Source organism: Streptomyces sp. A18, from assembly GCF_059026065.1.
The window spans coordinates 401,438-428,304 of the sequence record NZ_JBWLKL010000003.1 but is presented as its reverse complement, the minus strand read 5'-3'; the positions used below and the strand labels follow the sequence as shown (position 1 = coordinate 428,304).

Below are 26,867 nucleotides of genomic sequence, written 5' to 3'. Positions count from 1 at the left end.
GCGACCGCAATACGCCGCGGCCATCCTCGGTCCATGACGCCGTCGAACCCTCTTCGCGACGAGTCCGGCAGCACCCCTCTCGAAAGTACGGCGCACATCATGGACCGAATCACCCGCCAGCTCGGCAGTCAGCTCGCCCTCGTGTCGCGCGACGGCAGGCGCCGCACGGCACCGGCGCCCGCACCAGCCCCCGGCCTCGTCGTCGTCGCCCACGGCAGCCGTGACCCCCGCGCCCTTGCCACCGTCACGGCGCTCCTCGAACGCGTCCGCGAGCTGCGGCCCGGACTCACCGTGGGCCTCGGCCACATCGAGCTGAACGAGCCGCTGCTCACCGACACCCTCGACGCCGCGACCGGCTCCGCCGTCCTCGTACCGCTGCTGCTCGGCCGCGGCTACCACGTCAAGCACGACATCCCCGAGGCCGCCGCCGCGGCGCCGCACCTCGACACGCGGGTCACCGCCCCGCTCGGCCCGCACCCGCTGCTCGTCGACGCCCTGTACGAGCGGCTCGTCGAAGCGGGCTGGCCTGCCCGGCTCGGCAAGGCGGGCCGGCGCACGGCCGGAGTGGTCCTCGCCGCGGCGGGCTCCCGCGATCCGGAATCGGCCACGGACACCCGCCGTACCGCGGACCTCCTCGCCCAGCGGCTCGGCGTACCGGTGGTCCCCGCGTACGCCTCGCCGACCGCGGCCTCCGCGCTCAGCGTGCCCGCGGCCGTGCGTGCCCTCGCCGCACGCGGCCGGCACCGCACCGCCGTGGCCTCGTACTTCACGGCGCCCGGCCGCTTCGCCACACAGTGCGCCGACGTCGCGCCCTGGATCGCGTCGGCCCCGCTCGGCGCCCACCCGGCCATGGCCCGCCTCCTCCTGCACCGCTACGACCAGGCCCGCGCCACGGCCACGGCGAGCGCCACTCCGGCCACCGCGACCCCGGCCGCCACGCAGGTTCCGCCCCGTCAGCTGACCTCCGCCTGACGGGCGATCGAGGGGCCCTGAAGCCCCCTTTGTCACTGCTTGCGTTTACTGTCGGTGCATGGAAGGCACTGCACCGCATGCGTACGACCACGAGGCGGCCTATGACGAGGCCGCCGTCGAGCGATGGGCCACCGAGCCGGACAAACGCCCGGGGCGCACCGCCTTCCAGCGGGACCGCGCGCGCGTCCTGCACTCCTCCGCGCTGCGCCGCCTCGCCGGAAAGACCCAGGTGGTCACCCCCGGCACGCGCAGCAACGAAGCGTGGGACGCCAGCGCCCGCACCCGCCTGACGCACTCCCTGGAGTGCGCCCAGGTCGGCCGCGAGCTCGGCGCGGCCCTCGGCTGCGACCCCGACCTGGTGGAGACCGCCTGCCTCTCGCACGACATGGGCCACCCGCCCTTCGGGCACAACGGCGAGCAGGCGCTGAACGAAGTCGCCCAGAGCTGCGGCGGCTTCGAGGGCAACGCCCAGTCCCTGCGGCTCCTCACCCGCATCGAGCCGAAGCGCTTCGTACGGAGTCAGGAGACCGATGAACTGGTCAGCGTGGGGCTCAATCTGACCCGCGCGGCCCTGGACGCCGCCACCAAGTACCCCTGGCCGCGCGGCGCCCACCCCACCGACCTCGATTCCCCCAAGTTCGGGGTCTACGAAGACGACCGGCCGGTCTTCGACTGGATCCGCAAGGAGGCCCCCAACCGCCGCATCTGCTTCGAGGCCCAGGTCATGGACTGGTCGGACGACGTCGCGTACTCGGTGCACGACATCGAGGACGGCCTGCACGCCGGACACCTCGACCCGAACCTGCTGCACGCGGAGCCCGAGCGCCAGGACATCTTCGCCGTGGCCATCGGTCGCTACGTACCTGCGGACACGGACCCCGAAGAGCTCTCCGAGGCCCTCGACCGCCTCCTGGAACAGGAGTGGTGGCCGCATGGGTACGACGGCTCGGCGATCGCACAGGGCCGCCTGAAGGACGCCACGAGCCAGCTCATCGGCCACTTCTGCCTGGCGGCGGAGAGCGCCACCCGCGCGCGGTACGGCAAGGGCCCCCTCACGCGGTACGCGGCCGAGCTCGTCGTCCCGCGCGAGGCACGCCACGAGTGCGCGGTCCTCAAGGCCGTCGCCGACCGCTACGTGATGCAGCGCCCCGCGCAGGAGCGGCTCCGCGCGGACCAGCGGATCGTCGTCGCCGAGCTGGCCGACGCGCTCACCGCCCGCGCCCCCGAAGGGCTCGACCCGCAGTTCCGCGCGCTCTACGACTCGGCGACGGACGACCGCGCGGCGCTGCGCGTGGTCGTCGACCAGATCGCGTCGCTCACGGACGCCGCCGCGCGCTCCCTGCACGCGCGGCTCACGGCACGACACCCCTGACATATGCGGAATGAGCCGATCGACCACGGGGCGTGACGAAAACTGGCCGGATCGGGTCGCAACCCCTTCCCCCATCACGCTCCGTGCGGGACGCTCCCCCCTGACGGCAAGGCTTTGAGGAGGCATCAAGTGGTCGACGCGGATCAGACGTTCGTCATTGTCGGAGGAGGTCTCGCGGGCGCGAAAGCGGCCGAGACACTCCGGTCCGAGGGCTTCACCGGCCGGGTGATCCTCATCGGCGACGAACGCGACCACCCGTACGAGCGCCCACCCCTGTCGAAGGGATATCTCCTGGGCAAGGAGGAGCGCGACAGCGTCTTCGTCCACGAACCCGCCTGGTACGCGCAGTCGGACGTGGAGCTGCACCTCGGCCAGACCGTCGTCTCCATCGACCGCGCGGCCAAGGCCGTCCACCTCGGTGACCGCGCCGTCATCCACTACGACAAACTCCTCCTGGCCACCGGCGCCGAGCCGCGCCGCCTGGACGTCCCCGGCACCGGCCTGGTGGGCGTGCACCACCTGCGCCGTCTCGCGCACGCCGACCGCCTGCGTCAGGTTCTCGCCAGTCTCGGCCGTGACAACGGCCACCTGGTGATCGCCGGAGCGGGCTGGATCGGCCTGGAGGTCGCCGCCGCCGCGCGGACGTACGGCGCGGAGGTCACCGTCGTCGAGCCGCAGGCCACGCCGCTGCACGCGGTCCTGGGCCCCGAGCTCGGCCAGATGTTCACCGACCTGCACGCCGAGCACGGCGTCCGCTTCCACTTCGGTGCCACGCTCACCGAGATCGCGGGGGAGGACGGCCTGGTCCTCGCCGCCCGCACGGACGACGGTGAGGAGCACCCGGCGCACGACGTCCTCGCCGCGATCGGCGCGGCCCCGCGCACCGCGCTCGCCGAGGCCGCCGGTCTCGAGATCGCCGACCGCGCGCACGGCGGCGGCGTCGTGGTCGACACCTCCCTGCGGACCTCGGACCCGGACATCTTCGCGGCGGGCGACGTGGCCGCCGTCCAGCACCCGCTCTTCGACACGAGGCTGCGCGTGGAGCACTGGGCGAACGCCCTGAACGGCGGCCCGGCCGCGGCCCGCGCGATGCTCGGCAAGGACGTGACGTACGACCGGGTGCCCTACTTCTTCTCCGATCAGTACGACGTGGGCCTGGAGTACTCGGGGTGGGCGCCGCCGGGTTCGTACGACCAGGTCGTGGTCCGAGGCGACGCGGGGAAGCGGGAGTTCGTCGCCTTCTGGCTGAGCGAGGGACGGATCCTCGCCGGGATGAACGTGAATGTGTGGGACGTCACGGACACCATCCAGAAGCTGATCCGCACGGGCGCGACGCCGCCCGCCGAGTCCCTCTCGGACCCGTCCGTCCCCCTGGAGTCGCTGCTTCAGTGACGGGCCTGGCAGGAGTGTCACAGCCGGGCCGTAGTATTCCAACGTGGCTGGCAGGATCAATGACGAGGACGTGAAGGCGGTTCGGGACGCGGTCCCGATCGACGCCGTGGTCTCCGACTACCTCCAGCTGCGCAGCGCGGGCGGCGGCAACCTCAAGGGCCTGTGCCCCTTCCACGACGAGAAGTCACCGTCCTTCCAGGTCAGCCCCAGCAAGGGTCTCTTCCACTGCTTCGGCTGCCAGGAAGGCGGCGACACGATCGCCTTCGTGATGAAGATCGACCACCTCACCTTCTCGGAGACGGTCGAGCGCCTCGCCGCCCAGGCGGGCATCACGCTGCGGTACGAAGAGGGCGGGTACAACCCCTCGAACCAGCGCGGGGAGCGCATCCGCCTCGTAGAGGCCCACAAGATCGCCGCCCAGTTCTACGTGGAGCAGCTGGAGAGCCCCGAGGCGGAGATCGGCCGGAAGTTCCTGGCCGAGCGCGGCTTCGACCAGGCCGCCGCAGCGCACTTCGGCGTCGGCTACAGCCCGGCGGGCTGGGACCACCTCACCCGGTATCTGCGCGGCAAGGGCTTCACCGACAAGGAGCTCACCCTCTCCGGCATCTCCCAGGAGGGCCGCCGCGGACCCATCGACCGCTTCCGCGGCCGTCTGATGTGGCCGATCCGCGACATCAGCGGCGAGGTGGTCGGCTTCGGCGCGCGCAAGCTGCGCGAGGACGACAACGGCCCGAAGTACCTGAACACGCCCGAGACGGCGATCTACAAGAAGTCCCAGGTCCTGTACGGCATCGACCTCGCCAAGAAGGAGATCGCCAAGACCAGCAGTGCGGTCGTGGTCGAGGGGTACACGGACGTGATGGCCTGCCACCTCGCCGGCATCACGACCGCCATCGCGACCTGTGGCACGGCCTTCGGCGGCGACCACATCAAGATCCTCCGCCGCCTCCTCATGGACAACGCCACGGCCGAGGTGATCTTCACCTTCGACGGTGACGCGGCAGGGCAGAAGGCCGCTCTCCGGGCCTTCGAGGACGACCAGAAGTTCGCCGCCGAGACGTCCATCGCCATCACTCCTGGCGGCATGGACCCCTGCGAACTGCGCCTCGCGCAGGGCGACGTGGCCGTGAAGTCGCTGGTCGAATCCCGCACCCCGCTCTTCGAGTTCGCGATCCGCCAGATGGTCGCGCGGCACAACCTGAACACCCCGGCCGGGCGCGCCGCCGCCCTGGACGAAGCCGCACCGATCGTCGCGGGCATCAAGAACATCGCGATCCAGCACGAATCAGCCGTCCAGCTCGCCGGGATGCTCGGCATCATGGACACCCAGTTCGTGGTCAAGCGCGTCGCCCAGCTGGCGCGCTGGGCCCGCGACCGCGGCGGCAGGGGCCCGGCCCCGCAACAGCAGCGCACGCACCAGGGCCGGCAGTACGAGGCCACGGCGCCCGCCGCGCCATCCGGCCCCGCGCTCACTCTGCGCAGCCCCGCCCACCGCACCGAGCGCGAGCTGCTCAAACTGGCCCTCCAGCGCCCGGAGTTGGTCTCCCCGGCCTTCGACGCGTACGGCGTGGACGAGTTCACGGCACCGCCGTACGCAGCGGTGCGCCAGTGCGTCGAGGAGGCGGGCGGCGCCGAGGCGGGCATCCCCGAGTCGCAGACCTACCTCGCCCGCGTCCTGGACGCCGCGCCGGACGACACGGTCCGCGCGATGGTCACGGAGCTGGCCGTCGAGGCGATCCTGCGCAAGCAGGTGGACGAGATCTACGCGGGCATCCAGCTCGTCCAGGTCCGGCTGCGCGCCGTCGACCGCCGCATCCGCGACGTCCAGGGCAGCCTGACCCGCCTGACCACGCAGGGCGACGCCGCGCAACTGGCGGCCGTCCAGAACGAGTTGTGGGTCCTCCAGCAGTACGCGCGGGCGCTGCGCGAGCGCGGCGCGGACGCGCTCTGAGCTCCCGCTCGGGGAGTCGGCCGGTACTCCGCCCGGCAGGGGCCGCGCCCGTCGTCGCCCGGCGGCATCCCGCGCTCGGGTGCGCCCCGCCTCCTCGCCACAGGACGGGATCGCGCCCCGTCCGGGGCGAGGTCTGAGGTTCGCGTACGCCCGGCTGGTTACCCGTCGGGTAACCACGCGGTCACGGACCGGACTCAAAAAGTCACCGCACGCCCCTCGTGGCGGCCGTGTGTCGTACCCCACACTGGGTTGCGGTGCCTGAGTCCTCGGAGCGCGGCCGGCCCGCAGACAGCGGATGCGGTTCCGGTGAACCCGCGATTCCACACATCGTGTTCGGGACGGACAGCGGCGAGGCCGCCGAAGCCGATCCCGCTGTACCGCTGCCGCACGCCTCAGCAGCGATCATCATGGAGGTCGCCCCCGTGCAGACCCAGACCCTCACCCAGACCGAGACCGCCGTCCCCGCGGAAGCGGAGGCGGGGCCGGCGGCGGAGACGGACGTCATAGCGGCCGTACCGCAGCAGAGCCGCGCCGCGCGGCACCCGGAGGCGGGTCCCGAAAGTCCCGGAGCGGAGACGGCACCCGAACCCCCGGAGGCCCCGGAGGCGCTCGAACCGGACAGCGGCGAGCTGCCCCTGCCGCCCGCGCCCCGCAGCCGCGCCGATGCCGGCGGCCCGTCGTCCGACCTGTTCCGCCAGTATCTGCGCGAGATAGGCCGGATCCCGCTGCTCACGGCGGCGGAGGAAGTGGAGCTCGCGCGTGGCGTCGAGGCCGGTCTCTTCGCCGAGGAGAAGCTGCGCCTCGCCACCGACCTGGACTCGCAACTCGCCCTCGACCTGGACAAGTTGGTCGTCGTGGGCCGAATGGCCAAGCGCCGCCTGATCGAGGCCAACCTCCGCCTGGTCGTCTCCGTGGCCAAGCGGTACGTAGGGCGCGGACTGACGATGCTCGACCTCGTCCAGGAGGGAAACCTGGGCCTGATCAGGGCAGTAGAGAAGTTCGACTACGCGCGCGGCTACAAGTTCTCCACGTACGCGACCTGGTGGATCCGCCAGGCGATGTCGCGGGCCCTCGCCGACCAGGCCCGCACCATCCGCGTCCCCGTGCACGTCGTCGAACTGATCAACCGCGTCGTGCGCGTCCAGCGCCGCATGCTCCAGGAGCGGGGGTACGAACCGACCCCCCAAGAGGTCGCGGCCCACCTGGACCTGCCGCACGAGCGGGTCAGCGAAGTCCTGCGCCTGGCCCAGGAGCCGGTGTCGCTGCACGCACCCGTGGGCGAGGAGGACGACGTCGCGCTCGGCGACCTCATCGAGGACGGCGACGCGACCAGCCCCGTCGAGTCCGCGGCCTTCCTCCTCCTGCGGGAGCACCTGGAGGCGGTGCTCTCCACGCTCGGCGAGCGCGAACGCAAGGTGGTCCAACTGCGCTACGGCCTCGCGGACGGCAGGCCCCGCACCCTGGAGGAGATCGGCCGGATCTTCGGCGTGACACGCGAACGCATACGCCAGATCGAATCCAAGACCCTCAACAAACTGCGGGACCACGCCTTCGCGGACCAGCTGAGGGGCTACCTCGACTGAACCGGGAACCGGGATCAGTCGACCTCAGCCACAGCCTCCGCGAACTGGGCCTTGTACAGCCGCTCGTACGCCCCGCCCGCGGCCAGTAGCGCGTCATGCGTGCCCTGTTCCACGATCGCCCCGTTCTCCATCACCAGGATGGTGTCCGCGTCGCGGATCGTGGAGAGCCGGTGCGCGATGACGAACGAGGTCCGCCCGTGGGCGAGCCGCGCCATCGCCTTCTGGATGAGCACCTCCGTACGGGTGTCGACCGAGCTCGTCGCCTCGTCGAGGACCAGGATCACCGGGTCGGAAAGGAACGCCCGCGCGATCGTGATCAGCTGCTTCTCGCCCGCGCTGACCCCTGTGCCCTCGTCGTCGATCACCGTGTCGTAGCCGTCGGGCAGCGTGCGGCAGAAGCGGTCGGCGTGGGCCGCCCGCGCCGCCTCCTCGATCTCCTCGCGTGTGACGTCCTTGGCCGCTCCGTACGCGATGTTCTCCGCGATGGTGCCGCCGAACAGCCAGGTGTCCTGGAGCACCATGCCGATGCCGGACCGCAGTTCGGCACGCGACATCTTCGCGATGTCGACGCCGTCGAGCGTGATGCGCCCGCCGGTGACCTCGTAGAACCGCATCAGGAGATTGACCAGCGTGGTCTTGCCCGCGCCGGTCGGACCGACGATGGCCACCGTGTGGCCGGGATCGACCTTCAGGGACAGGTCCTCGATGAGCGGCTTGTCCTTCTCGTAGCGGAAGGACACCTGGTCCATCTCGACCCGGCCGCGCAGCTGGTCGGGGCGCGCCCCGGGCACCGGGTCGGCCTCCTGCTCCTCCGCGTCGAGCAGTTCGAAGATCCGCTCGGCGGACGCGACACCGGACTGCACCAGGTTCGCCATCGAGGCGACCTGCGTCAGCGGCATCGAGAACTGCCGCGAGTACTGGATGAACGCCTGCACGTCACCGATCGAAAGCGCGCCGGACGCGACCCGCAGGCCACCCACCACGGCCACGAGCACGTAGTTCAGGTTCGACATGAAGAACATCAGCGGCTGCATGGCCCCGCTGTTGAACTGCGCCTTGAACCCGGCCTCGTACAGCGCGTCGTTCTGCTCGGCGAACGCCTTCGCCGACTCCTCCTGGCGCCCGAAGACCTTCACCAGGTTGTGCCCGGTGTACATCTCCTCGATGTGCGCGTTGAGCTTGCCGGTGGACTTCCACTGCTGCACGAACTGCGGCTGCGAGCGCTTGCCGACCTTCGTCGCCACGTAGAACGACAGCGGCACGGTCACCAGCGCCACCAGGGCGAGCAGCGGCGAGACGTAGAACATCATGATCAGTACGCCGACGATGGTGAGCAGTGAGTTCACCAGCTGGCCCATGGTCTGCTGCAGGGTCTGGCCGATGTTGTCGAGGTCGTTCGTCGCCCTGCTGAGCACCTCGCCGCGCTGCCGCTTGTCGAAGTACGACAGAGGCAGCCGCGACAGCTTCTCCTGGACGTCGCCGCGCATCTTGAAGACGGTCTTGTTGATGGCGCGGTTCGAGAGCCGCGTCGACACGGCCATCAGCAGGCCCGCGATCAGGAACACGCCGAGTGCGAGCAGCAGCACCTCGCCCACGGCTCCGAAGTCGATGCCCTCGCCCGGCGTGAAGTCGACCCCGGAGAGCATGTCGGCCATGCCGCCGTCGCCCTTGTCGCGCAGGCTCTCGATGGCCTGGTCCTTGGTCACGCCGTCCGGCATGTCACGGCCGACGATGCCCGCGAAGAGCAGGTCGGTCGCCTTGCCGAGGATCTTCGGGCCGAGCACCGTGAGCGCCACGCTGAGCACTCCGGCGCCGATCATCCCGTACATCGTCGCGCGCTCGGGCTTGAACTGCGCGAGGAGCCGCTTGCCGGACCCCTTGAAATCCATCGACCGGGAGTCCGGCCCCATCATCTGTCCGCCCGGACCGGCCATTACGCGGCCTCCGCTTCCGTCAGCTGGGAGAGCACGATCTCCCGGTAGGTCTCATTGCTCTCCATCAGCTCGTGATGGCGTCCCGTCCCCACGACCCGGCCCTCGTCCAGGACGATGATGCGGTCGGCGTCCCTGATCGTCGCCACGCGCTGGGCGACGATCACGACGGTCGCCTCGGCGGTCTCGCGGCCGAGCGCGGCGCGCAGGGCGGCGTCGGTCGCGTAGTCGAGGGCCGAGAAGGAGTCGTCGAAGAGATAGATCTCCGGGCGCTGCACCAGCGTCCTGGCGATCGCGAGGCGCTGGCGCTGACCGCCGGAGACGTTCGTGCCGCCCTGGGAGATGGGCGCGTCCAGGCCCTCCTCCAGGCTCTCGACGAAGCCCTTGGCCTGGGCGACCTCAAGGGCGTGCCAGAGGTCCTCGTCCGTCGCGTGCGGGTTCCCGTAGCGGAGATTGGTGGCGACGGTACCGGCGAAGAGGTACGGCTTCTGCGGCACCAGGCCCACCGTCCGCGCCAGCAGCGCGGGCTCGATGGTGTGCACGGGCACGCCGTCCACCAGGACCTCGCCCTCGGTGGTGTCGATGAGCCGCGGCACCAGGCTGAGCAGCGTCGACTTGCCGCTGCCGGTCGACCCGATCACGGCGGTCGTCTCACCGGGCCGCGCGACCAGGCCGATGGCCTTCAGGACGGGCTCCTCGGCGCCGGGGTAGCGGAAGCCCGCGTCGCGGATCTCCAGGTGGCCGTGGCGGCGCAACTCCCGTACGGGGGAGGCCGGGGGCACCACGCTGCTCTCGGTGTCCAGGACCTCCTCGATGCGCTCGGCACAGACCTCGGCGCGCGGCACCATCATGAACATGAAGGTGGCCATCATCACGGACATCACGATCTGCATCAGATACGCGAGGAACGCGGTGAGCGCCCCGATCTGCATGCCGCCGCTGTCGATGCGGTGCGCGCCGAACCACACCACGGCGATCGACGAGACGTTCACGACCGTCATGACGATCGGGAACATCAGGGCGAGCAGCTTGCCGGTGCCGAGCGACACGTCGGTCAGTTCGGCGTTGGCCTTGCGGAAGCGGTCCTTCTCGTACGCGTCGCGGACGAAGGCGCGGATGACGCGGTTGCCGGTGATCTGCTCGCGCAGCACGCGGTTCACGGTGTCCAGGCGCTCCTGCATGGTCCGGAAGAGCGGGCGAAGACGCTTCACGATGAGGCTCACGCAGATCGCCAGGACGGGCACGACCGCGATCAGGACACCCGACAGCGGTACGTCGAGACCGAGGGCCATGATGATGCCGCCGACGCACATGATCGGCGCCGACACCATCAGCGTGAACGACATCAGGACCAGCATCTGGACCTGCTGGACGTCGTTCGTGGTCCGGGTGATCAGGGACGGCGCGCCGAACTGCCCCAACTCCCGGGCGGAGAAGGACTGCACGCGGTCGAAGACGGCGGCTCGGACGTCACGGCCGAGCGCGGAGGCGGTCCGTGCGCCGTAATAGACGGCGCCCACGTTGCAGACCACCTGGGCCACGGTGACGGCGATCATGACGCCGCCGAAGGACAGGATGTAGCCCGTGTCCCCCTTCACCACACCCTTGTCGATGATGTCGGCGTTGAGCGTGGGCAAGTAGAGCGATGCGCACGTCTGCAGGAACTGCAGCAGCACCAGCAAGGCGATGGGCTTCTTGTACGGAACCAGATGGGCCCGTAGGAGTCGTATGAGCACGGGGTCTCTCGAGAGGCGGTTTCTGGCGGGGGCGCCTCCATCCTCCGATACCGCACCTGGGGCTGCGCAACCGATTAAGCCATGACCCGGTAAAAATGTTGCCTGGGTCAAGAAGTGGGCACGCCCCTGCGGGCGCGTCGGGGCTTGTCGCGCCCACGCGGCGGAGCCGCACATGTCACAGCCCCGCGCCCCTCACGGGGCGCTCTAGAACCCGCTCGCCTCGAACGCCCCAGGATGCGACTGCTCCCGCACGGTCCGGTACTGCTGGCGTACCGCCTGGCCCACGGCGTGTTCCTCGCCCGGCTCGAAGACCTGCGCGGACGCCCCCTGCCAGTACGGCAGTTGGCCGTTCAGGGCCCAGGCCGCCTGCCGCGCCGCACCGATCGCCGCGTAGTCCGCGGGCTGCGGCACCACGACCTGCGTACCGAACAGCATCGGCGCCGCGGCCTGCACCGCGGGCAGCTCCGCCGCCGCGCCGAGCAGGAAGACCCGGCGCACCTCCACGCCACGCCCCCGCAGCACGTCGAGCGCGTCACCGAGCCCGCACAGCATGCCCTCGAAGGCCGCCCGCGCAAGATGCTCCGGGCGCATCGACTCGCGCCGCAGGCCGGTCAGGGTGCCCGCCGCGTGCGGCAGGTTCGGCGTCTTCTCGCCCTCCAGATACGGCAGGAGTACGAGCCCGTGCGCACCCGGCGTCGACTTCATGGCCAGATCGGAGAGCCCTTCGAGGTCGGCGACCCCGAGCATCTCCGCGGCACCCCGCAGCACCCGCACCGCGTTCAGCGTGTGCACCACCGGCAGATGCATGCCGGTGGCGTCCGCGAGCGAGGTGATGATCCCGCTCGGGTCGACGAGCGCCTCGTGGTGCACGGCCATCACGGAACCCGAAGCCCCCAAGGAGACGACCGCGTCGCCCTGTTGGACCCCGAGCCCGAACGCCGCCGCCATCGTCTCGCCGGTCCCCGCCGAGATCAGCAGTCCCTCGGGAGTCGTCCCCGCCGCGTCCGCGGGACCGATCACCTCGGGCAGCATCACCTGGTGGCCGAGCGCGAGGTCGACGAGATCGGGGCGGTACGAACCCGTCGCCGCCGACCAGTAGCCGGTCCCGGAGGCGCCGCCGCGGTCGGTGGTGCGCCGCGCGGGCCTGCCGAGGAGCTGCCACACCAGCCAGTCGTGCGCCTGCATGAGGGAGGCGACGCGCTGCGCAGCCTCCGGCTCGGTCTTCGCGAGCCAGCGCAGCTTCGTCACGGGGTGCGCCGCCTGCGGCACGCAGCCGACGGCCTGGGCCCAGGCCTCGCGGCTGCCGAGCCCGTCGATCAGGTCGGCGGCGGCGACCTGCGTCCGCCGGTCGTTGCCGACGAGCGCGGGCCGCACGGTGTTGCCGTGCTGGTCCAGGGGGATGACCGCGTTCTGCTGCGCGGAGACGCCGATGGCCTGCACGCCTTCCAGCAGCCCGCCCCCGGCTGCCTCGCCGAGCGAGAGCAGCCAGGCCTGCGGATCCACGTCCGAGGGACGCCCCCCGCCATCAGGGCCCTCCGTCGGATGCGGGGCGTAGCCCTGCTTGAGTACGGCGCCCGTGTCCGCGTCACAGACCACGATGCGCGTGAAATCGGGCGAACTGTCCAACCCTGCGACTATCCCCATGTCAGGAATTCTGCCGCACCGCGCGACGTCCCCCGTACCTCAGCTCCCAGGAGAAGCTCCGGCTACGTGTTACTGGTGCCCCAGTCGTCCTCGGCGCCGCTCTGCCCGCGCTCGCGCAGCGAGCGCACCCGGTCGGCCACCGAGTCGGGAACCCGGTCCCCCACCTTCTCGGACACGGAGTGGAAGGCCTTGCCCGCCACGTCGCGGCCCTGCTGGGTCGCGGACTCCACGGTGTTGCGCACGGCCGGGTTCTGCGCGAACTCACGGGCGGACTTCTTCAGCTGTTCGTAGCGCTCGCGTCCGGCCCGGGTCCCGAGCACGTACCCGAGAGCCAGTCCCGCCACGAATGTGAGCCGGTAGCGCATGGCTGCCACCCTTCCCTTGCGTCGGCGTCGAGCGTCTGTCGCTCGTCGGCTGCTCTGCGTCGGCGGTGGGGATACCGATTGGCGGAGCACCCCCCTGCTTGCGCTAATGTATGTGTCGCAGCGACCGCCCGCCGCCTGGAGAGTTCCCAGCTAGGTGCGTTCGATGCAACGAGACGATCCCCTGTAGCTCAATTGGCAGAGCAGCCGGCTGTTAACCGGCAGGTTACTGGTTCGAGTCCAGTCGGGGGAGCTCGGTCTCCTGTAGCTCAATTGGCAGAGCAGCCGGCTGTTAACCGGCAGGTTACTGGTTCGAGTCCAGTCGGGAGAGCTGTGAGAAGGACCCTTGAGATTGCCCTCAAGGGTCCTTTTTCGTGCCTGGTGGAACCATGCGGGCAGCCCTGCGGTCCTCATGGTCGAGCGATGCCGACCATCCGAAGCAGGAGATCGTATGAGCGGCTATGCTGCGGCAGACGGCGCGCACAAATGTGCGCGACGCGCCGTTAAGGGGCGGTAGCTCAGCCGGTTAGAGCAGCGGACTCATAATCCGTCGGCCGTGGGTTCGAGTCCCACCCGCCCCACCACAGCGCTGGGGCGCAGGAACGATTCCACCTGCGTCAACAGTGCAAACCTCCCGGTCCTCCTCTTTGGGACGACCCGAGGCGACCCGCGGGTGGCCATGGTCCTCGGAGTGGCCCTCAGACGCGCTCAAGGACCACGACCGGGATCTCCCGGTCGGTCTTGGTCTGGTACTCGTTGTAGGCGGGCCACACCGCGGCCATCGTCCGCCACATGCCCGGCTTCTCCTCCGCGGTGGCGGTACGCGCACGGGCCGTGAAGCGGTCGCCCTTCACCTGCACCTGGACCTCGGGAGCCGCTTCCAGATTGCGGAACCAGAGGGGCGGCGCGTCGGCGCCGCCGTTCGACGCCACCACGAGCACGTCGTCACCGTGCCGCTGGTAGATCAGCGGAGTGCTGCGCGGCTCACCGCTCTTGCGGCCGGTCGTGGTGAGGATCAGGACCGTAGTGCCCTGCCAGTCGTGGCCTTCCGCGCCGTCGGTCTCCACGTAGCGCTTGACATGCTCTTTGCCGAACAACATCTGCCGTCTCCTTCGTGTCCTCGCGCGCTCGCGCGCTCGCGCTGGGCCGGCCCCATGCCAGGGCCACCCTGCTCCTTCCCACCGGCCGGGCGCTGAATCGACGCGCCCGATCGCCCGAAAGGCCCCCTGTGGCCGGTGCCGGGCCGCTCCCGGCCGCTCCCGGCTGCTTCAGGCCCCGGATCCGGGGCAGCAGGGGGTCATGAAGATATTGATCGTCCTGGTTGTCATCGGCCTCGCCGCGGCCTGGTACCTGCAGTCACGGAAGCGCCGTTGAACACGCACGACGGCTGCGCGGCCGCCACGGCGCCGGTGGTCGTGCATCCGCCGTCCGGCACGGGCGGCCGCCGGGTGACGGTCCGTGGAGAGATCCTCGGCCTCGCGCACTCGGATGCCGACGTCGTCGAGTTCCTGCGCGTGGCCGGACTGCCGGACGCGGAGGGGCTGCTCGACGACCCGGAGTGGGTGCAGTGGAAGGGCGGACGGGCGCACGACTACGAAGCGGCCTGAGGCCTGAGGCCTGAGTGTGCTCGACCTGGATGGGGCTGGACGGCGCGACGGCTCCTAGAGAGGCGCCTGCCAGGTCGTCGTCGTGCCCGCTCCGATGCCGTCCGTCGTGCCGTCGTCGTACACCGTCAGACGTACGCCCGTCCGGCCGTCCGGCAGCGTCGCCCGCGCGTCCACCGCCACCTCGATGCGGGTCACGTCGGGGCGGCGTGACGCGGCGGCCAGGGCACGGCGCAGGGCGGCGAGGAGGTGGCCCGCCGCCGGGTCCGTGATGCGGCTGTCGACGGCGCCGGTGAAGTGCACGGACGGCTGCACGCCGACCACCGCGGCGGCGCCCGCCGTCTCGCGGAGCACCTTGCCGCGGAACGTGGTGGGGGCGTCGGCGGGCGGCTGCTGGAGCGCGAAGATCGCCGTACGGACTTCCTGGATGGTGGACTCCAGCTCGTCCACGGCCTGGTCGAGGGTGGACTCCACCTGGGGCGAGCTGTCCCTGCGCCGGGTCGACTCCAGCATCATGCCGGTGGCGAACAGCCGTTGGACGACGAGGTCGTGCAGATCGCGGGCGATGCGGTCGCGGTCCTCGAACACCGCAAGGCGCTGCCGGCTCTGCTGGGCGTCCGCCAGGACCAGGGCCAGCGCCGCCTGCGAGGCGAACTGCGTGGCCAGGAGCCGCTCCACGGACGTGTACGGGCGCTCGCCCCTGCGGCGGGGCAGCGCGAGCGTCCCGATGAGCCGTCCGCCCGCCTGCAGCGGCAGCATCAGGCTGGGCCCGAAGTTGGTCCGCACGTGAGTGGTCATCCGGGGGTCGGTCGCGGAGTCCTCGATGAACACCGGCTCGCCCCCGAGCAGTTGTTCAAGGACCGCGCTGCCGGGCTCGATGGTGGTGCCGATGAGGTCGTCCTGGAGGGCGTGGGGGTGGGCGGGGGCCCGGCTCGGGGGGCTGCTCGGTGCCTGGTCCGGTGCTTCGTCCGGGGTGTCCGGGGGATCGCTGTCCTCCGCCGTCGCCGCCGCGACGATCCGCATGCCGCCCTGGTCCGTGGGCTGCAGGATCACACCCGCGGAGGCGTTCGCCAGGATCCGGGCCTGCTCGGCGACCGTCATCAGCGCGTCGGCCGCCGGTTCGCCGGTGAGCAGGGCCGTGGTGACCGCCGCCGCGCCGTCGATCCACCGCTCGCGCTGCCTCGCCGCCTCGTACAGGCGGGCGTTGCCGATCGCGATGCCGGCCTGGCTGGCGAGGACGCGGAGCAGTTGCAGGTCCTCGTCCGTGAAGCGGCCCTCGCGCTTCTCGGTCAGGTAGAGATTGCCGAACGCCTCGTCGTGCACGTGCACCGGAACGCCCAGGAAGCTGTGCATCTCCGGGTGCCCCGGCGGCACGCCGCACGAGCGCGGGTCCGCCGTCAGGTCGTCCAGGAGGAGCGGCTTCGGCTCGCGGATCAGGGTGCCGAGGAGGCCCGCGTGGCCGTCGGGGAGGGCGCCGATGCGGTCCCGCTCGGCCGCGGTCAGGCCCGCGGTGAACAGGTCGGTCAGCTTGCCGTGCCCGGGATCGATGACACCGAGCGCGCCGTACCGGGCGCCGGTCAGCTCGGCGGCGCTCTCCACGATGTGCTGGAGCGTGGCGTGCAGTTCGAGGTCCGTGCCGACGCCGAGCACCGCGTCCAGGAGGGGGACGAGGGGCAGGGGCAGGTCGTCGCCCTTCATCGGGGCCGCCCGCCCGCCCCACCGCGCGCCTCGTCGACCAGGCTCAGCAACGACACCACCGTCCCCAACGACACCACAGTCCCCACTGACACCACCCTGCACGCCCCTCCAGAAGCAGAAATCCTCACCGCGTTCGTGGAGAGCATCGCCCGTGGTGAGCCTCGCCCCGGCGAAGTCCGGCCGGCGGCAGCGCCGGGCAGGACCACGTGCCCGTGCCGGACCTGCCTGCAAGGACAGCGACGAGGCCTGCGATCAGCCGGACAGCGGGTCGAGGACCAGCGGCTGGATCTTGCCCTCCAGCATCGCCCCGAGCCCCAGCACGGCGCACACGTCGGGCCGTTCGGCGATCGCCACCGGCATCCCCGTCGCGTCCCGCAGCATCTGGTCGAGCCCCGGAAGCAGGGCGCTGCCGCCCACCATCATGATCCCGCGATCGGCCAGGTCGGCCACCAGGTCCGGCGGGCAGTCCCGCAGCACCTTGCCGATGCCGTCGAGTACGGCGGTGAGAGGGGTGTGGATCGCGTCGCGGACCGCGGCGGTGTCGACGTGCACCGAGCGGGCGAGCCCCGTGGCGACGTCGCGGCCGTGGATCTCGGTCGACTCCGGCCCGTGCGGAGTGAGGCCGTTGCCGCGCAGGGCCAGCTGAAGAGGACGTACCGACTGGCTGGGGAGCATCAGCTCGTGGTGGTGGCGCAGGTGCTGGACGATCGCGTGGTCGATGGCCTCGCCGCCCACCGGGATCCGTTCGGCGGTGACGATCGACCCGAGCGACAACACCGCGACCTGCGTGGTCGCGGCCCCGCACACCAGGATCATGGTCGCCTCCGGCCGCTCCACCGGAAGACCGCAGCCGACCGCCGCCGCGATGAGCGTGTCCACCAGCTCGACCCTGCGCGCCCCGAGCCCGACCATCGTCTCGACGGCGGCGCGCTGCGCCAGCGGGTCCGCGTCGTGCGGGGTGCAGGCGGCGGCACGCAGGCGCGGTTTGCGGCGCAGGGTGCGGCGGAGCTTCTCGCCCAGGAGGTGGCGCAGCATGCGCTGGGCCATCTCGATGTCGACGACGGTGCCGCCGGAGACCGGCCGTACGACCCGGATGTATCCCGGCGTACGTCCCGTCATCTGCTCGGCGAACTGACCGACCGCGATGAGCGCGCCCGTCCGTGTGTTCACGGCGGCGGCGCTCGGCTCGTCGACGACGAGACCCGCGCCCTTCACGAACACCCGGGTCCTCGCGGCCCCCAGGTCGACGGCGATGTGGCAGCGACGCAACTGCTCCAGACTGACGGTCATGGCAGATCCTCCCGAGAGCGCAGACCGTACGGACCGTCGGACGACGGGCCTGTCTCGCATCGTGCGGTGGCCGCGGGCGGCACGCGCGCTGGGATGAGCCGGGCGGGGTGCCGCCGCACGGGTGGTCTTGATCGCGTCGCCGGCGGCGCAGTTAGCATCGCGTGTGACGCCTACACCCCCGGAAGAAGACGAAGCCGACGGCCCCCGGATATCCGAAGCCGACAAGAACCCCCCGCTGCCCCCGCTACCAGTTGAGCCCCGGGGACCCGTCACGAAAAGGCGCATACTCGCCGATCTGACGCCTTTGCGGACGTCCGTCGACTACCGCCGCCTCTGGGTCGGCAACACGATCTCCTGGACCGGCCAGGCCATGACCGCCCTCGCGGTCTCCCTCCAGGTCTACGACATCACGCACTCCAGCTTCTCGGTCGGCCTGGTGGGCCTCTTCTCGCTGGTCCCGCTGGTCGTGTTCGGCCTGTACGGGGGCGCGATCGCGGACACGGTGGACCGGCGGAAGCTGGGCCTCTACTCGGCGCTCGGCTCGTGCGTGCTCTCGATCGCGCTGGCGGCGGGCGCGTTCGTCGGCTTCCACCACGTGTGGTTCCTGTACGCCGTCGTCGCACTGCAGGCGGTCTGCGGGGCGCTGAACTCACCGGCGCGCTCGTCGATGATCCCGCGGCTCCTGCCGTCGGAGCAGCTGCCCGCGGCCAACGCGCTGTCGACGATCACGACCACCGGGGGCACGATGCTCGGCCCCATGCTGGGCGGACTCGTCGTCGGCCTGTGGGGGTATCAGGCGGCGTACACGGTGGACGCGGTGGCCTTCAGCGCGGGGCTGTACGCGATGTGGCGGCTGCCGGCGATGCGGCCCGAGGGGGCCGCGGCGGGGGAGCGCAGGAAGCGGGCCTCGGTGCTCGACGGGCTGCGGTTCCTGGCCACGCGGCCGAACCTGCGGATGACCTTCTTCACGGACCTGTGCGCGATGGTGCTCGCGCATCCGCGTGCGTTGTTCCCCGCGGTGGCGGTGGTGTGGTTCGGGGGCGACGCGAGGACGGTGGGCCTGCTGGTCGCGGCGCCCGCGGTGGGAGCGCTGCTCGGCGGGGTGTTCTCCGGGTGGCTGGGGCGGATCCGGCGCCACGGCCTCGCGATTCTCCTCGCGGTGGCCGGGTGGGGGACGGCCATCGCCGTCTTCGGCCTGACGCGGAACCTGTGGCTGGGGCTGTTCTTCCTCGCGGTGGCGGGCTGTGCGGACACGATCTCGATGGTGTTCCGGAGCACGATGCTGCAGGCGGCCGTGCCGGACGAGATGCGGGGGCGGCTGCAGGGGGTCTTCATCGTGGTGGTGGCGGGCGGGCCACGCCTCGGGGACTTCGTCGCGGGGTCGGTGGGGGATCTGGGGTCGCCGGTGGTCGCGGTCACGGGCGGTGGGATCGCTTGTGTCGTGGCGGTGGGTCTCCTTGGGTTCAAGTGGCGGAGGTTCGCGCGGTACGACGCGGGGGCGCCGGAGGCGTGAGGGTCACCCGGGGTGCCCGGTGACGTCCAGTTCCGACAGGGAGTGGATGGCGGCTATGGCTCCGGCGGCCATGAGCTGCTCGCCGGTCCGGTCGTCGCGGGTGTGCCCGACGAACGGGATGCCCAGGCTCCGGGCCGCGATCGCCTCGTGAACGGAGGCGCCGACCATGAGACAGCGGTCCGGTGCGGCGTCCAGCTGTCCCAGCGCGCGACGAAGACAGTCCGGATCGGGCGTCAGGAGCCGCAGGAACTCGCTGCGGCCGTGGACGCCGCCCGAGGGACGGGGGAGTCCACGCGCTTCCAGGTACGCGGAGACGGCGCGCGGCGAGACATCGGTGGCGATGGCGACGCGGGGGCGGCCCGACCGGGCGCGCAGCAGGGTGGTGGCGTGGAGCGTGGGCTTTCCGGTGCGGGCCGCCTGTGTCTCGATCCGCTCAAGACGCAGGCTCATGTCCCGTGCGAGCTGCTGGTTCGTGGAGTCTCCGTACGCGCGGAGTATGTCCAGGGGGTGCAGTCGGCCCTCGCTCCGGGTGCTGAGGCCGTTCGGCAGCTCTGGCAGGGTGGCCTCGCCCGCCAGGGCCGCCTCGACATCGCGCTGTTCGACGGCGAGCGCGACGAGAGCGCGGGCGGCCTCGCGGGCCGCCTTGCCCGGATAGAGGTTGATCAGGGTCCCGTCGAAGCCGAGGATCAGGGCCTTGACGGGGGGCGACCAAGAGGTGGCACGGGGTGCGGCGGGCGGAGTGCCCACCACCTCGCAGTACCAGTCGTCCGACTGCGGAACCGGCTCGAACCGGGCGTCGCCCATACGCCCCGAGCGACGGAGCCTGTCGTGCAGATCGTTGGAGACGATCACCACGGCGCGGCTTCCGGGGCGGTTGAAGACGGGCCGCAGTTCGGCGGGGAAGGTCAGGGGGGCCACGGTGGGGTCCGGCTCGTGGGTGACGGTGACGCCGAGCCCGATGTCCGGCAACTGCTCGAAGAGGACGGGCAGTTGGTGCAGCGTCGCGGTCAGTACGTGCAGGACGTGGACGTCCGACGTGACAGCCACGTCCCAGCCGCCGGGGCGGGGCAGCAGCTCGAAGTGGTCGGGGCCGATGCCGCCGGTGATGAGGAGGTGCGAGATCTCCCGGCCCAGCCTGTGCAGGGTCTCCGAGCTGCGCCCCGAGGGACGGGGCAGGGATTCGAAGGTGAGGGTCGTTCCCGGGGCGGTCGGCTGGTCGTCCGGCAGCTCACGGCTGACGCCGAGGTCGTCGAGCTGCTCGCTGGGCAGCTCCTCGTGCGGGGCGAGGACCTCGTCCTCCGTGTACGGGAACTCCCGGAGCAGCTCGGCGAGTTCGTCGTCGCTCCGGGCCGCGAGACCCTGCTCCCGGTCCAGGTCGCCCCACGTACGCAGCAGGGACTGCCGCAGTTCGGCGATGGTGCCGCGGGTGGCGAGGGCCGCGGGGCCGGGGACGTCGGCCAGCGGGGTGCCGCGCCACAGGCCGAGGGCGGCTCGGACGAGCTCTCGGGCGCGGGTGAATTCCCCCGCGAAATAGGCGTCCTGGGCGTCCGCCGCCAGTCGCTGGCAGTGGAACAGGTCGACGCGGTCGGGCCCTGCCGGCAGCGGCAGGGTGTAGCCCTCGTCGTCGGCGACCAGGGTCTCGGGGGCCAGTGTGTTCGCCAGACGGTGCGCGCAGGCACGGAGGTCGCCTTCGGCGTGTTCGGGGGCGGAGGGGCCCCAGATCCCCTCGGTCAGTTCGCCGTACGGCACATTCCGGCCGCGCTGGAGCAAGAGCATGCACAGGAGTGCCTGCTCTTCGGGGGAGACGATGCCCAAGGGGTGCCCGTACTGGGTCACTTGGACGGGCCCCAGGAGGGAGTAGCCGCGGTCGCCGGGGCGGGGTGCGGTGAGTTGCTCCAGCCGGGAGAGGCCTGCCGACCAGCGGGCCGGGTCCCGCGAGTCGAGGTAGGCCACGGCCGACCTCAGGGTCTCCCCGGGCGTGCGGCCCGAGATCCTCGGGGGATGGAGCAAAGGACCCGCTGCCGTCGCCGCGTGAGCGCCTTCGCGCATCGCGCGCGCGAGATGGCCCAGCGAGCGGAGGTCGGCCGAGCGCGTGTCGGGGGTGAAAGGGGCGAGCCTGAAGCCGCACAGCACCGGGCCTCGCTGCGAGAGCCGTACGTAGGTGGGGGAGAGGGCGCCATGGGCGAGGCCGGCGGCGTGCAGGGCGGCGACCGTGCGGGCGATGGGCCGGATCAGCTCCAGCAGAAGTTGGTGAGGCAGGCCGTCGGGGTGGTCGGCCAGCAGCTCCGCGAGGCTGCGGCCGTCGATGAACTCGACGGCCAGGCAGGGTACGTCGGCGTAGACGTGGTCCTGGACGGTGGCCACATGCATGTGCCGGAACCGGGAAAGCTCCTGCGCGGCCTGCGTGAACCGAGCGCGGGTCCACCGGGGGGCCTGCGCGAAGCGCTGCACCACAACCGTCCGCCCCTCCTCCCGCACATCCTGCGCGAGCCACGCCCGCTCCCCGAGTGGCTCCACCAGCCGATACCGCCCCCCGACCAGCTCCGTGCCCCCGCCCAGTTGCCGCACACTCTCCGGAGTGATCGTCGCGAAGGGCTCCCCCGCAGGAGCCGCGCCCCCGCCGGGCGAGGACGCCACCGCCCGCAGCTCCCCGGGTGCTGTCCCCGCCCGCTCGTCGATCAGTCCGCCCACCCGGGCAAGCAGCTCCCGCGTACGCCCCCGCGCGGTGCGCGGCAGTGTGCGGAGCAGCAAATCCCTTACACCCGGCCGGAATTCGTACGCCCCGGCGCCCCCGCCCGAAGCGAGCATCCCGCTCAGGATCACCTCCGCCAGATGCTGCGGACGCGGACGCTCCTCCACCGCCGCCTGGATCAGCCGCATGACCGGCAACTGCGGCTCGCCCACCGCCAGATGGCCCGCCAGGCGGAAGGCCTCCGGGGAGGCCGTGGAGCGGAAGTGGAGTACGAGGTCCTCGGGGGTGAGGTCCGTGATGTCCGAGGCGTCGGCATCCGGGGGCGGTGCGGCCGGGTCCGCCCCCAGCCAGGCCACCGCGCCCGGCAGCCGCCCCCCGCCCGCGTCCGCCACCAGTGCCGCCCAGTGGCCGAGCCACGTCCCGGCGGGTTCGACGACCGGGATCGGTACCGCCCCGGCGGTGGGCGGCGCGTCGGCCGCGTACGGAGTGAAGGTGAGGGCGCTCGAAGGCGCCGCCGGGTGTGGGGAGAAAAGGGTCCCCGGAGTCGTGGGCAGCGCCGTGGTGCGCCAGAGACGTTCCGGGAGTGGCTGGATCACGGCCACCGGCATCCGCGTCGCCCAGCGGCGCAGCGTGCGGTACCAGCGGGTGCCCGCCGCGCCCTCGCGCCACTGCGGGCCCATGCAGTCGCTGATCACGAGGGTGACCGTGCGGCCCGTGGCGGGCGAGTGGCTCGCCTGGGGCGGGACCGTTCCGTCCGGCTCCGCACGGTGCAGCTCCACCGTGCGGAAGATGCCGGACTGGGCGAGCGCCGTGTGGAGTTCGTGGACCAGGGGGCGCCAGATCGGCATGGTCGGGCCCGCGTCGTACACCAGGCAGAGGCGCAGCCAGCGTTCGTCCGCGGGGCGCAGGACCGGCAGCCAGCTGCGCGGGTGGCCGCCCAGGCGGGCGATGCGGTGGGCCGTGGCCTCCTCGTCGATGACCTGGCCCACCGGGGAGGGGACGCGGCGCTTCAGGGGGCGCAGGGCGCGTTGCAGCGTGAGGGGGTGGGTCACCATCGGGGGTACGGGGACCCGGACGGGGGTGCTCGGTGGGCCCTCCGGTGCGTTGGACGCCGTGGTTGCGGCCCCGTCCGTGCCCGTCGGCGTCGGCGTCGGCAGCCGCAGGGGCACACGGTCGTCCGGGGGCGCGGGAGGTGTGGCGGTGGTGGGGGCCGGGCTCGGCGGTTGCGACGGGTTCGCTTGGGGTGGCGTGGGCGGCGTCATGGGTGGTGCGTCGGGTGAGGCGTCCGGTGGTGTCGGCGATTCGTCGGCCATCTGGCCTGCCAGCCACAGCAGTTCGGCCAGCTCGATCGACGTGGGCCGGGAGCCGTCCGCCGCGCCCGCCGCGTCCGCCGCCTCCGCGAGGACATCGGCGAGGCGCGCCACGGGGCCCCGGCGCCGGGGCGCGTCAGAGTGCATCGGGGCCCGGATCCGCCGCCTGCGTCAGATACGGCATCAGCTGCCGCGCGAGCTCGTCGCGCGAGGCCGTGTCGATGCCTGCCGCACCGGTCAGATAGATCGCGTTCAGGAGCTGGTCGGTGGCGAGTTCGCCGCCGGTGCCGCGTTCCAGGAAGCGGGCGATGAGGGTGCGGGCGTACGCGTCCGGCTCGCCGAGGTGGGCCCGGACGATCTCCTCCAGGTGCTCGTCGCGCGGCTGGCGGAGGCGCAACGTGACGCAGCGGCGCAGGAACGCGGGCGGGAACTCGCGCTCGCCGTTGCTGGTCAGGACGACGAAGGGGAACGCCCGGCAGCGCACGCGGCCACGCTCGACCGTCACCGGGTCGTCCGAGCCGTCGGTCAGGAGGTCCGCCTTCGGGGTGCGCTTGGCGATCCGTACGAGCTCGGGGATCTCGTACTGGCCCTCCTCCAGGATGTTCAGGAGGTCGTTGGGCAGGTCGAGGTCGCTCTTGTCGATCTCGTCGATGAGGAGGGCGCGGGGGCGGTCGTAGGGGAGGAGCGCGGTGCCCAGCGGGCCCAGGCGCAGGTGGTCCTCCACGCCTGCGCCCTCTTGGGGTCCCGCGCCGCCCCGTGGCGCTCGCGCCTTCGCGGATGCCTTTTCGAAGCGGCCCGCCGCGTACAGGCGTGACAGCGGGTCGTACTGGTAGAGGCCGTCGTGCAGGGCGCTGCGGCTCGTGATGTTCCAGCGCAGGACCGGGCCGAGGCCCAACTCCCGTGCCACCGCGTACGCGAGGCTCGACTTGCCGCTTCCCGGCGGCCCCGTCACCAGGAGCGGGCGCCGCAAGTACAGCGCGGCGTTGACCAGTTGGACACAGGTCTCCGTGGCCCGGTACGTGTGCGCACGGTGCACGCGGTCCGGGGAGGTCGCCGAGCCGTCGTCCGTGGGGGTCTCGATGACCGGGCCGCCGTCGAAGGCGCGCCAGGGCGGGGGTGGGGGCAGCCGGGTGATCCCGTCGTGGGGCTCGTTCGTGCCGGTGTAGACGGGCCACAGGGACATGATCGGGGTTCTCCGTATTCGTACGTCGGACTCAGGCGACGGGGGAGTGGCGGTGGGCCGCGGGGGCGTCGGGGAAGCAGCGTGGGTCGTCCCAGAGGAGCTGGACGTCCCTCGCCCAGTGCTTGTCCGGCTCGTCCGACGCCTCCGCGCTCTCGCGCAACGTCAGGATGGTGCGGGGCAGTTCGGCGGGTGGGCGTCCTTCGACGTGGGCGGCGATGCGGTCGAGGAAGTGGGAGCCCGTGCAGCCCGCGTCGCTGAGGTGGTCGGTGTCCTCGCAGCCCGTGCGCGGCCACAGGAGCACCGGCACGGGCGCGGTGAGCGAGACGTCGAAGTGGGTCACGTCGGCGTCGGGCCCGGAGCGTTCCGCGCGCTCGGCGTGTTCGGCGCGTTCGGTGCGTGGTGGCGTCGCGAAGCCCGCCAGGTCCGCGCCGTCGCGCCGCAGCCGGAACCTCAGCTTGTTCGGCTTCTCCTTGGTGCCGCACTCGACGCGGTGCAAAACGGTCGTGGGGCGCTCGTCCAGATGCTCCCACTGCCGGGCGAGACGGTGCCGCAGGCCGCCCTTGCGGCGGGAGCGGTCGGTGACGACCAGGGGGTACGAGCAGCCGAGCGGGGTCGGGTCGTCGGCGCCGCACTCCCACTGGGCCACCGGCCAGTTGAGCATGGTGCGGGGCAGTACGAAGGCGAGTAACTCGTCCGTACCTGGGGTGAGATGGGAGAAGGCGTCGTCCACGCGTTCCTGGACGTAGCGGCGGACCTGACCTGCGGCCACGGTGTGCGAGCCCACGGGGTGGCGCAGGCCCTCGCGGTACGCGGACACCTCGACCAGGAGCTGGTCGTCGCCTGCGCCGCTGTGGTCGATCTCGATGAGGATGGGGGACCAGGCGGGTCGTCGCTCGCCGCGTGTGGGCGTGGGCGTGGGCGTGGGCGAGGGGGTGGGGGATGGTGAGGGTGTGGGGGGTGCGGGTGTTTCGAGGAGGCCCTCCAGGCGGTCGGCCAGGCGTTTCAGTGCGTCCGGGTCGTCCACTTCCGAGAGGACGTACCAGGCCGCCGACCACAGCGAGTTGAAGCCCTCCGGCGGTACGGGCGGGCCGAATGGACCCACCGCGTCGCGATACAACCGCTCCGGGGCGTGGGCGACGCCGGAGCCCGTCGTCGCCGTCGCCGCCGTCGTCCGGTCCACCAGGGCGCGCAGCCGTTCCTTCGCGGCGCGGTGGTGGCCGGGGGTGGGGATCAGGTCGCCGAGCGGGGGCCAGTAGCGGGCCATGACGGAGGTGGGCAGCATCCGTCCGTTGCGTACGCCGCTGGATGCGCGGGCGGCGGCCGAGACCATGCCCACGACCCGGTTGCTGTCCGCGAGGGTCACCGCCGCGCCGCTGAACCCCGGTGCCAGGGGCTGCCCGTGCACGCTCCAGGCCTCCAGCTGGACCCACTCGTCCGCGATCCGCTGGGCGGCGGTGGCGCGGTATTCGGCGAGGGTGCCTTCGCGGTAGCCCTTGGGGAATCCGTACACGAGGAGCCGGGGGCGGGGTTCGGCGTACGCGTCCTCGGGCTCGGCGAACTCGGCGGGCGCGACCGGCACCGTGTGCTCCAGCTGCAGGACGGCGAGATCGCCCAGGTTGTCGCCGCGGGCGTCCCAGCCACCGTGGGCGCTGACGGTTGCGGCCACCTCGCCGAGGTCCTCGCGGTGCGGGAAGGAGACGGTGCTGGTCGCGCCCGCGCGGACTACGTGGGCGCAGGTCAGTACATGTCGGTCCGATACGAGGAACCCTGCGCCCACTTCGTTCCCGCACGTGATGCGGGTGTGCCAACTTGCGCTGCTCATGGGGTGGGCTGCGGTGTCGCTCCGGCTGTGGGGCGGGGCCGCGCCGGTATGCCCGTCCTCGCTGTCGTCCGGTGGCCGTGTTGCTGCTTCGGCTCCCCAACGCCGCGAGCCGTGCTCCGGGCGGACATACCGGCGCCTCCCCTCGCGTGCGCTGCCGACCGCGGCGATTCACTGGTTGCTGCGGGGTAGTCGGTTGGGTGGGCGGGAAAGGCTTGTTCGGTCAGGCGAGACCGCCGGGCTGCTGCGGTGCGGGGGCGGGGCGCTGTCGGGTGCGGGCTCATGCCGGCTCCTGTGCTGCCGGGGTGGCTCGGTCGCCCGGGGCCCACGCGAGGCGCACCACCAGGTGGCCCTCCGCCGTGCCCTTCACGATCACCGCCCCCGCCTCCGCCGACATCCGTACGCCGAACTCGATCTCCACCGAGTCCGGGCGCAGGCTGCCGTCGCGGAACACCCGTAGCGCGGACTCCGCGGCGGCCCGTGCTCCGGCGAGCGACTCCTCGAAGGTGTGGACCGCCCGGGAGGGGCCGTCGCCGCGGGAGATGAGGTGGGAGCCGTGGGCGTCCTCGACGTCTGCCATGACGACGTGGGTGCCGTCGTCGGTCGTGAACTCCACCAGGTCATCCATCAATGCCCCCGCCTTGCTCCTCGTCGCACCTGCCAACTGCATTGTTACGGACGGTCCTTGCAGCTGTCATCCAACTCCGGGGCAACGGGCACCCTGGCGGGAAGGTGCCCTGGCGGCTTCCCGCCAGCATCCGTCGGCACCACGGCAACACAAGCCCCCCGACACTCTTTCGCAGCACCCGGGAACC

At 71.8% G+C, this 26,867-nt stretch carries 18 protein-coding genes and 3 tRNA genes; 10 read left to right on the top strand and 11 right to left on the bottom strand.

The features are described 5' to 3' along the window. The first annotated feature begins 33 nt into the window (after window positions 1-33). From AC5P1C_RS07580 to AC5P1C_RS07560, 5 genes are all read left to right on the top strand, one after another. Entirely contained in the window at window positions 34-972 is a 939-nt protein-coding gene (locus tag AC5P1C_RS07580) for a sirohydrochlorin chelatase (RefSeq protein ID WP_493864869.1), read from the top strand. Window positions 973-1,030: 58 nt separating this feature from the next. After that, window positions 1,031-2,344 carry a deoxyguanosinetriphosphate triphosphohydrolase gene (locus tag AC5P1C_RS07575; protein WP_493864868.1) on the top strand — a complete coding sequence of 438 codons (1,314 nt, stop codon included), beginning with the start codon at window positions 1,031-1,033 and terminating at the stop codon, window positions 2,342-2,344. Between the two features lie 129 nt (window positions 2,345-2,473). Continuing rightward, on the top strand, window positions 2,474-3,736 hold the full coding sequence (locus AC5P1C_RS07570) for an NAD(P)/FAD-dependent oxidoreductase (RefSeq protein ID WP_493864867.1): 1,263 nt from the start codon (window positions 2,474-2,476) through the stop codon (window positions 3,734-3,736). Window positions 3,737-3,779: 43 nt separating this feature from the next. Continuing rightward, on the top strand, window positions 3,780-5,687 hold the full coding sequence (dnaG, locus tag AC5P1C_RS07565) for a DNA primase (RefSeq protein ID WP_493864866.1): 1,908 nt from the start codon (window positions 3,780-3,782) through the stop codon (window positions 5,685-5,687). Window positions 5,688-5,941: 254 nt separating this feature from the next. After that, a complete protein-coding gene (locus AC5P1C_RS07560) occupies window positions 5,942-7,270 on the top strand; it encodes an RNA polymerase sigma factor (RefSeq protein ID WP_493864865.1) in 1,329 nt (442 codons plus the stop codon). 14 nt (window positions 7,271-7,284) lie between these two features. On the opposite strand, the gene AC5P1C_RS07555 is transcribed toward AC5P1C_RS07560, so the two are convergent. The 4 genes from AC5P1C_RS07555 to AC5P1C_RS07540 form a co-directional block, all read right to left on the bottom strand. Then, window positions 7,285-9,204 (bottom strand): ABC transporter ATP-binding protein, encoded by a 1,920-nt coding sequence (locus AC5P1C_RS07555; protein ID WP_493864864.1) that lies wholly within the window; start codon window positions 9,202-9,204, stop codon window positions 7,285-7,287. Then, entirely contained in the window at window positions 9,204-10,937 is a 1,734-nt protein-coding gene (locus AC5P1C_RS07550) for an ABC transporter ATP-binding protein (protein ID WP_493864863.1), read from the bottom strand. Before AC5P1C_RS07550 ends, AC5P1C_RS07555 begins: the two co-directional genes overlap by 1 nt. A 204-nt stretch (window positions 10,938-11,141) precedes the next feature. Further along, the gene (locus AC5P1C_RS07545) at window positions 11,142-12,581 is read right to left on the bottom strand and encodes a xylulokinase (protein ID WP_493864862.1); all 1,440 of its coding nucleotides are present in this window, start codon (window positions 12,579-12,581) and stop codon (window positions 11,142-11,144) included. 62 nt (window positions 12,582-12,643) lie between these two features. Next, on the bottom strand, window positions 12,644-12,955 hold the full coding sequence (locus AC5P1C_RS07540; RefSeq protein ID WP_493864861.1) for a YtxH domain-containing protein: 312 nt from the start codon (window positions 12,953-12,955) through the stop codon (window positions 12,644-12,646). Between the two features lie 168 nt (window positions 12,956-13,123). Between AC5P1C_RS07540 and AC5P1C_RS07535 the strand changes: the two genes are divergently transcribed. The 3 genes from AC5P1C_RS07535 to AC5P1C_RS07525 all read left to right on the top strand — a co-directional run bounded on the left by AC5P1C_RS07535 (window position 13,124) and on the right by AC5P1C_RS07525 (window position 13,527). Next, a tRNA-Asn gene (locus AC5P1C_RS07535) sits at window positions 13,124-13,196 on the top strand. A gap of 5 nt (window positions 13,197-13,201) precedes the next feature. After that, window positions 13,202-13,274, top strand: a tRNA-Asn gene (locus AC5P1C_RS07530). A gap of 176 nt (window positions 13,275-13,450) precedes the next feature. Further along, window positions 13,451-13,527: transfer RNA gene (locus AC5P1C_RS07525), tRNA-Ile, on the top strand. Between the two features lie 114 nt (window positions 13,528-13,641). On the opposite strand, the gene AC5P1C_RS07520 is transcribed toward AC5P1C_RS07525, so the two are convergent. Next, entirely contained in the window at window positions 13,642-14,043 is a 402-nt protein-coding gene (locus tag AC5P1C_RS07520; RefSeq protein ID WP_493864860.1) for a nitroreductase family deazaflavin-dependent oxidoreductase, read from the bottom strand. Between the two features lie 270 nt (window positions 14,044-14,313). Between AC5P1C_RS07520 and AC5P1C_RS07515 the strand changes: the two genes are divergently transcribed. Beyond that, window positions 14,314-14,550 (top strand): hypothetical protein, encoded by a 237-nt coding sequence (locus AC5P1C_RS07515; RefSeq protein WP_493864859.1) that lies wholly within the window; start codon window positions 14,314-14,316, stop codon window positions 14,548-14,550. 54 nt (window positions 14,551-14,604) lie between these two features. Here AC5P1C_RS07515 and AC5P1C_RS07510 read toward each other — a convergent pair whose 3' ends face one another. Together AC5P1C_RS07510 and AC5P1C_RS07505 are read right to left on the bottom strand one after the other, a co-directional pair. After that, window positions 14,605-16,245 carry a GAF domain-containing protein gene (locus AC5P1C_RS07510; protein ID WP_493864858.1) on the bottom strand — a complete coding sequence of 547 codons (1,641 nt, stop codon included), beginning with the start codon at window positions 16,243-16,245 and terminating at the stop codon, window positions 14,605-14,607. Between the two features lie 252 nt (window positions 16,246-16,497). Further along, window positions 16,498-17,535 carry a rod shape-determining protein gene (locus AC5P1C_RS07505; RefSeq protein ID WP_344521236.1) on the bottom strand — a complete coding sequence of 346 codons (1,038 nt, stop codon included), beginning with the start codon at window positions 17,533-17,535 and terminating at the stop codon, window positions 16,498-16,500. Window positions 17,536-17,770: 235 nt separating this feature from the next. On the opposite strand from AC5P1C_RS07505, the gene AC5P1C_RS07500 reads away from it, so the two are divergent. Next, a complete protein-coding gene (locus AC5P1C_RS07500; RefSeq protein ID WP_493864984.1) occupies window positions 17,771-19,048 on the top strand; it encodes an MFS transporter in 1,278 nt (425 codons plus the stop codon). A gap of 3 nt (window positions 19,049-19,051) precedes the next feature. Here the strand turns inward: AC5P1C_RS07500 and AC5P1C_RS07495 are convergent, their stop codons facing one another. The 4 genes from AC5P1C_RS07495 to AC5P1C_RS07480 all read right to left on the bottom strand — a co-directional run bounded on the left by AC5P1C_RS07495 (window position 19,052) and on the right by AC5P1C_RS07480 (window position 26,680). Continuing rightward, window positions 19,052-23,197 (bottom strand): SAV_2336 N-terminal domain-related protein, encoded by a 4,146-nt coding sequence (locus AC5P1C_RS07495; protein WP_493864857.1) that lies wholly within the window; start codon window positions 23,195-23,197, stop codon window positions 19,052-19,054. After that, complete coding sequence (locus AC5P1C_RS07490; protein ID WP_493864856.1) at window positions 23,187-24,233, bottom strand: AAA family ATPase; 1,047 nt, start codon at window positions 24,231-24,233, stop codon at window positions 23,187-23,189. Before AC5P1C_RS07490 ends, AC5P1C_RS07495 begins: the two co-directional genes overlap by 11 nt. 31 nt (window positions 24,234-24,264) lie before the next feature. Then, complete coding sequence (locus tag AC5P1C_RS07485) at window positions 24,265-26,055, bottom strand: VMAP-C domain-containing protein (RefSeq protein ID WP_493864855.1); 1,791 nt, start codon at window positions 26,053-26,055, stop codon at window positions 24,265-24,267. A gap of 277 nt (window positions 26,056-26,332) precedes the next feature. Then, window positions 26,333-26,680, bottom strand: coding sequence for a CU044_2847 family protein (locus AC5P1C_RS07480; protein WP_493864854.1), 348 nt, complete (start codon window positions 26,678-26,680; stop codon window positions 26,333-26,335). Window positions 26,681-26,867 lie beyond the last annotated feature (187 nt).

What these genes read in the sequence shown, in the direction of transcription:
- AC5P1C_RS07580 (WP_493864869.1), top strand. Translation starts at nt 34, where the DNA reads ATGACGCCGTCGAACCCTCTTCGCGACGAGTCCGGCAGCACCCCTCTC.
- AC5P1C_RS07575 (WP_493864868.1), top strand. Translation starts at nt 1,031, where the DNA reads ATGGAAGGCACTGCACCGCATGCGTACGACCACGAGGCGGCCTATGAC.
- AC5P1C_RS07555 (WP_493864864.1), bottom strand. Translation starts at nt 9,204, where the DNA reads ATGGCCGGTCCGGGCGGACAGATGATGGGGCCGGACTCCCGGTCGATG.
- AC5P1C_RS07545 (WP_493864862.1), bottom strand. Translation starts at nt 12,581, where the DNA reads ATGGGGATAGTCGCAGGGTTGGACAGTTCGCCCGATTTCACGCGCATC.
- AC5P1C_RS07520 (WP_493864860.1), bottom strand. Translation starts at nt 14,043, where the DNA reads ATGTTGTTCGGCAAAGAGCATGTCAAGCGCTACGTGGAGACCGACGGC.
- AC5P1C_RS07510 (WP_493864858.1), bottom strand. Translation starts at nt 16,245, where the DNA reads ATGAAGGGCGACGACCTGCCCCTGCCCCTCGTCCCCCTCCTGGACGCG.
- AC5P1C_RS07505 (WP_344521236.1), bottom strand. Translation starts at nt 17,535, where the DNA reads ATGACCGTCAGTCTGGAGCAGTTGCGTCGCTGCCACATCGCCGTCGAC.
- AC5P1C_RS07495 (WP_493864857.1), bottom strand. Translation starts at nt 23,197, where the DNA reads ATGCACTCTGACGCGCCCCGGCGCCGGGGCCCCGTGGCGCGCCTCGCC.
- AC5P1C_RS07490 (WP_493864856.1), bottom strand. Translation starts at nt 24,233, where the DNA reads ATGTCCCTGTGGCCCGTCTACACCGGCACGAACGAGCCCCACGACGGG.
- AC5P1C_RS07485 (WP_493864855.1), bottom strand. Translation starts at nt 26,055, where the DNA reads ATGAGCAGCGCAAGTTGGCACACCCGCATCACGTGCGGGAACGAAGTG.
- AC5P1C_RS07480 (WP_493864854.1), bottom strand. Translation starts at nt 26,680, where the DNA reads ATGGATGACCTGGTGGAGTTCACGACCGACGACGGCACCCACGTCGTC.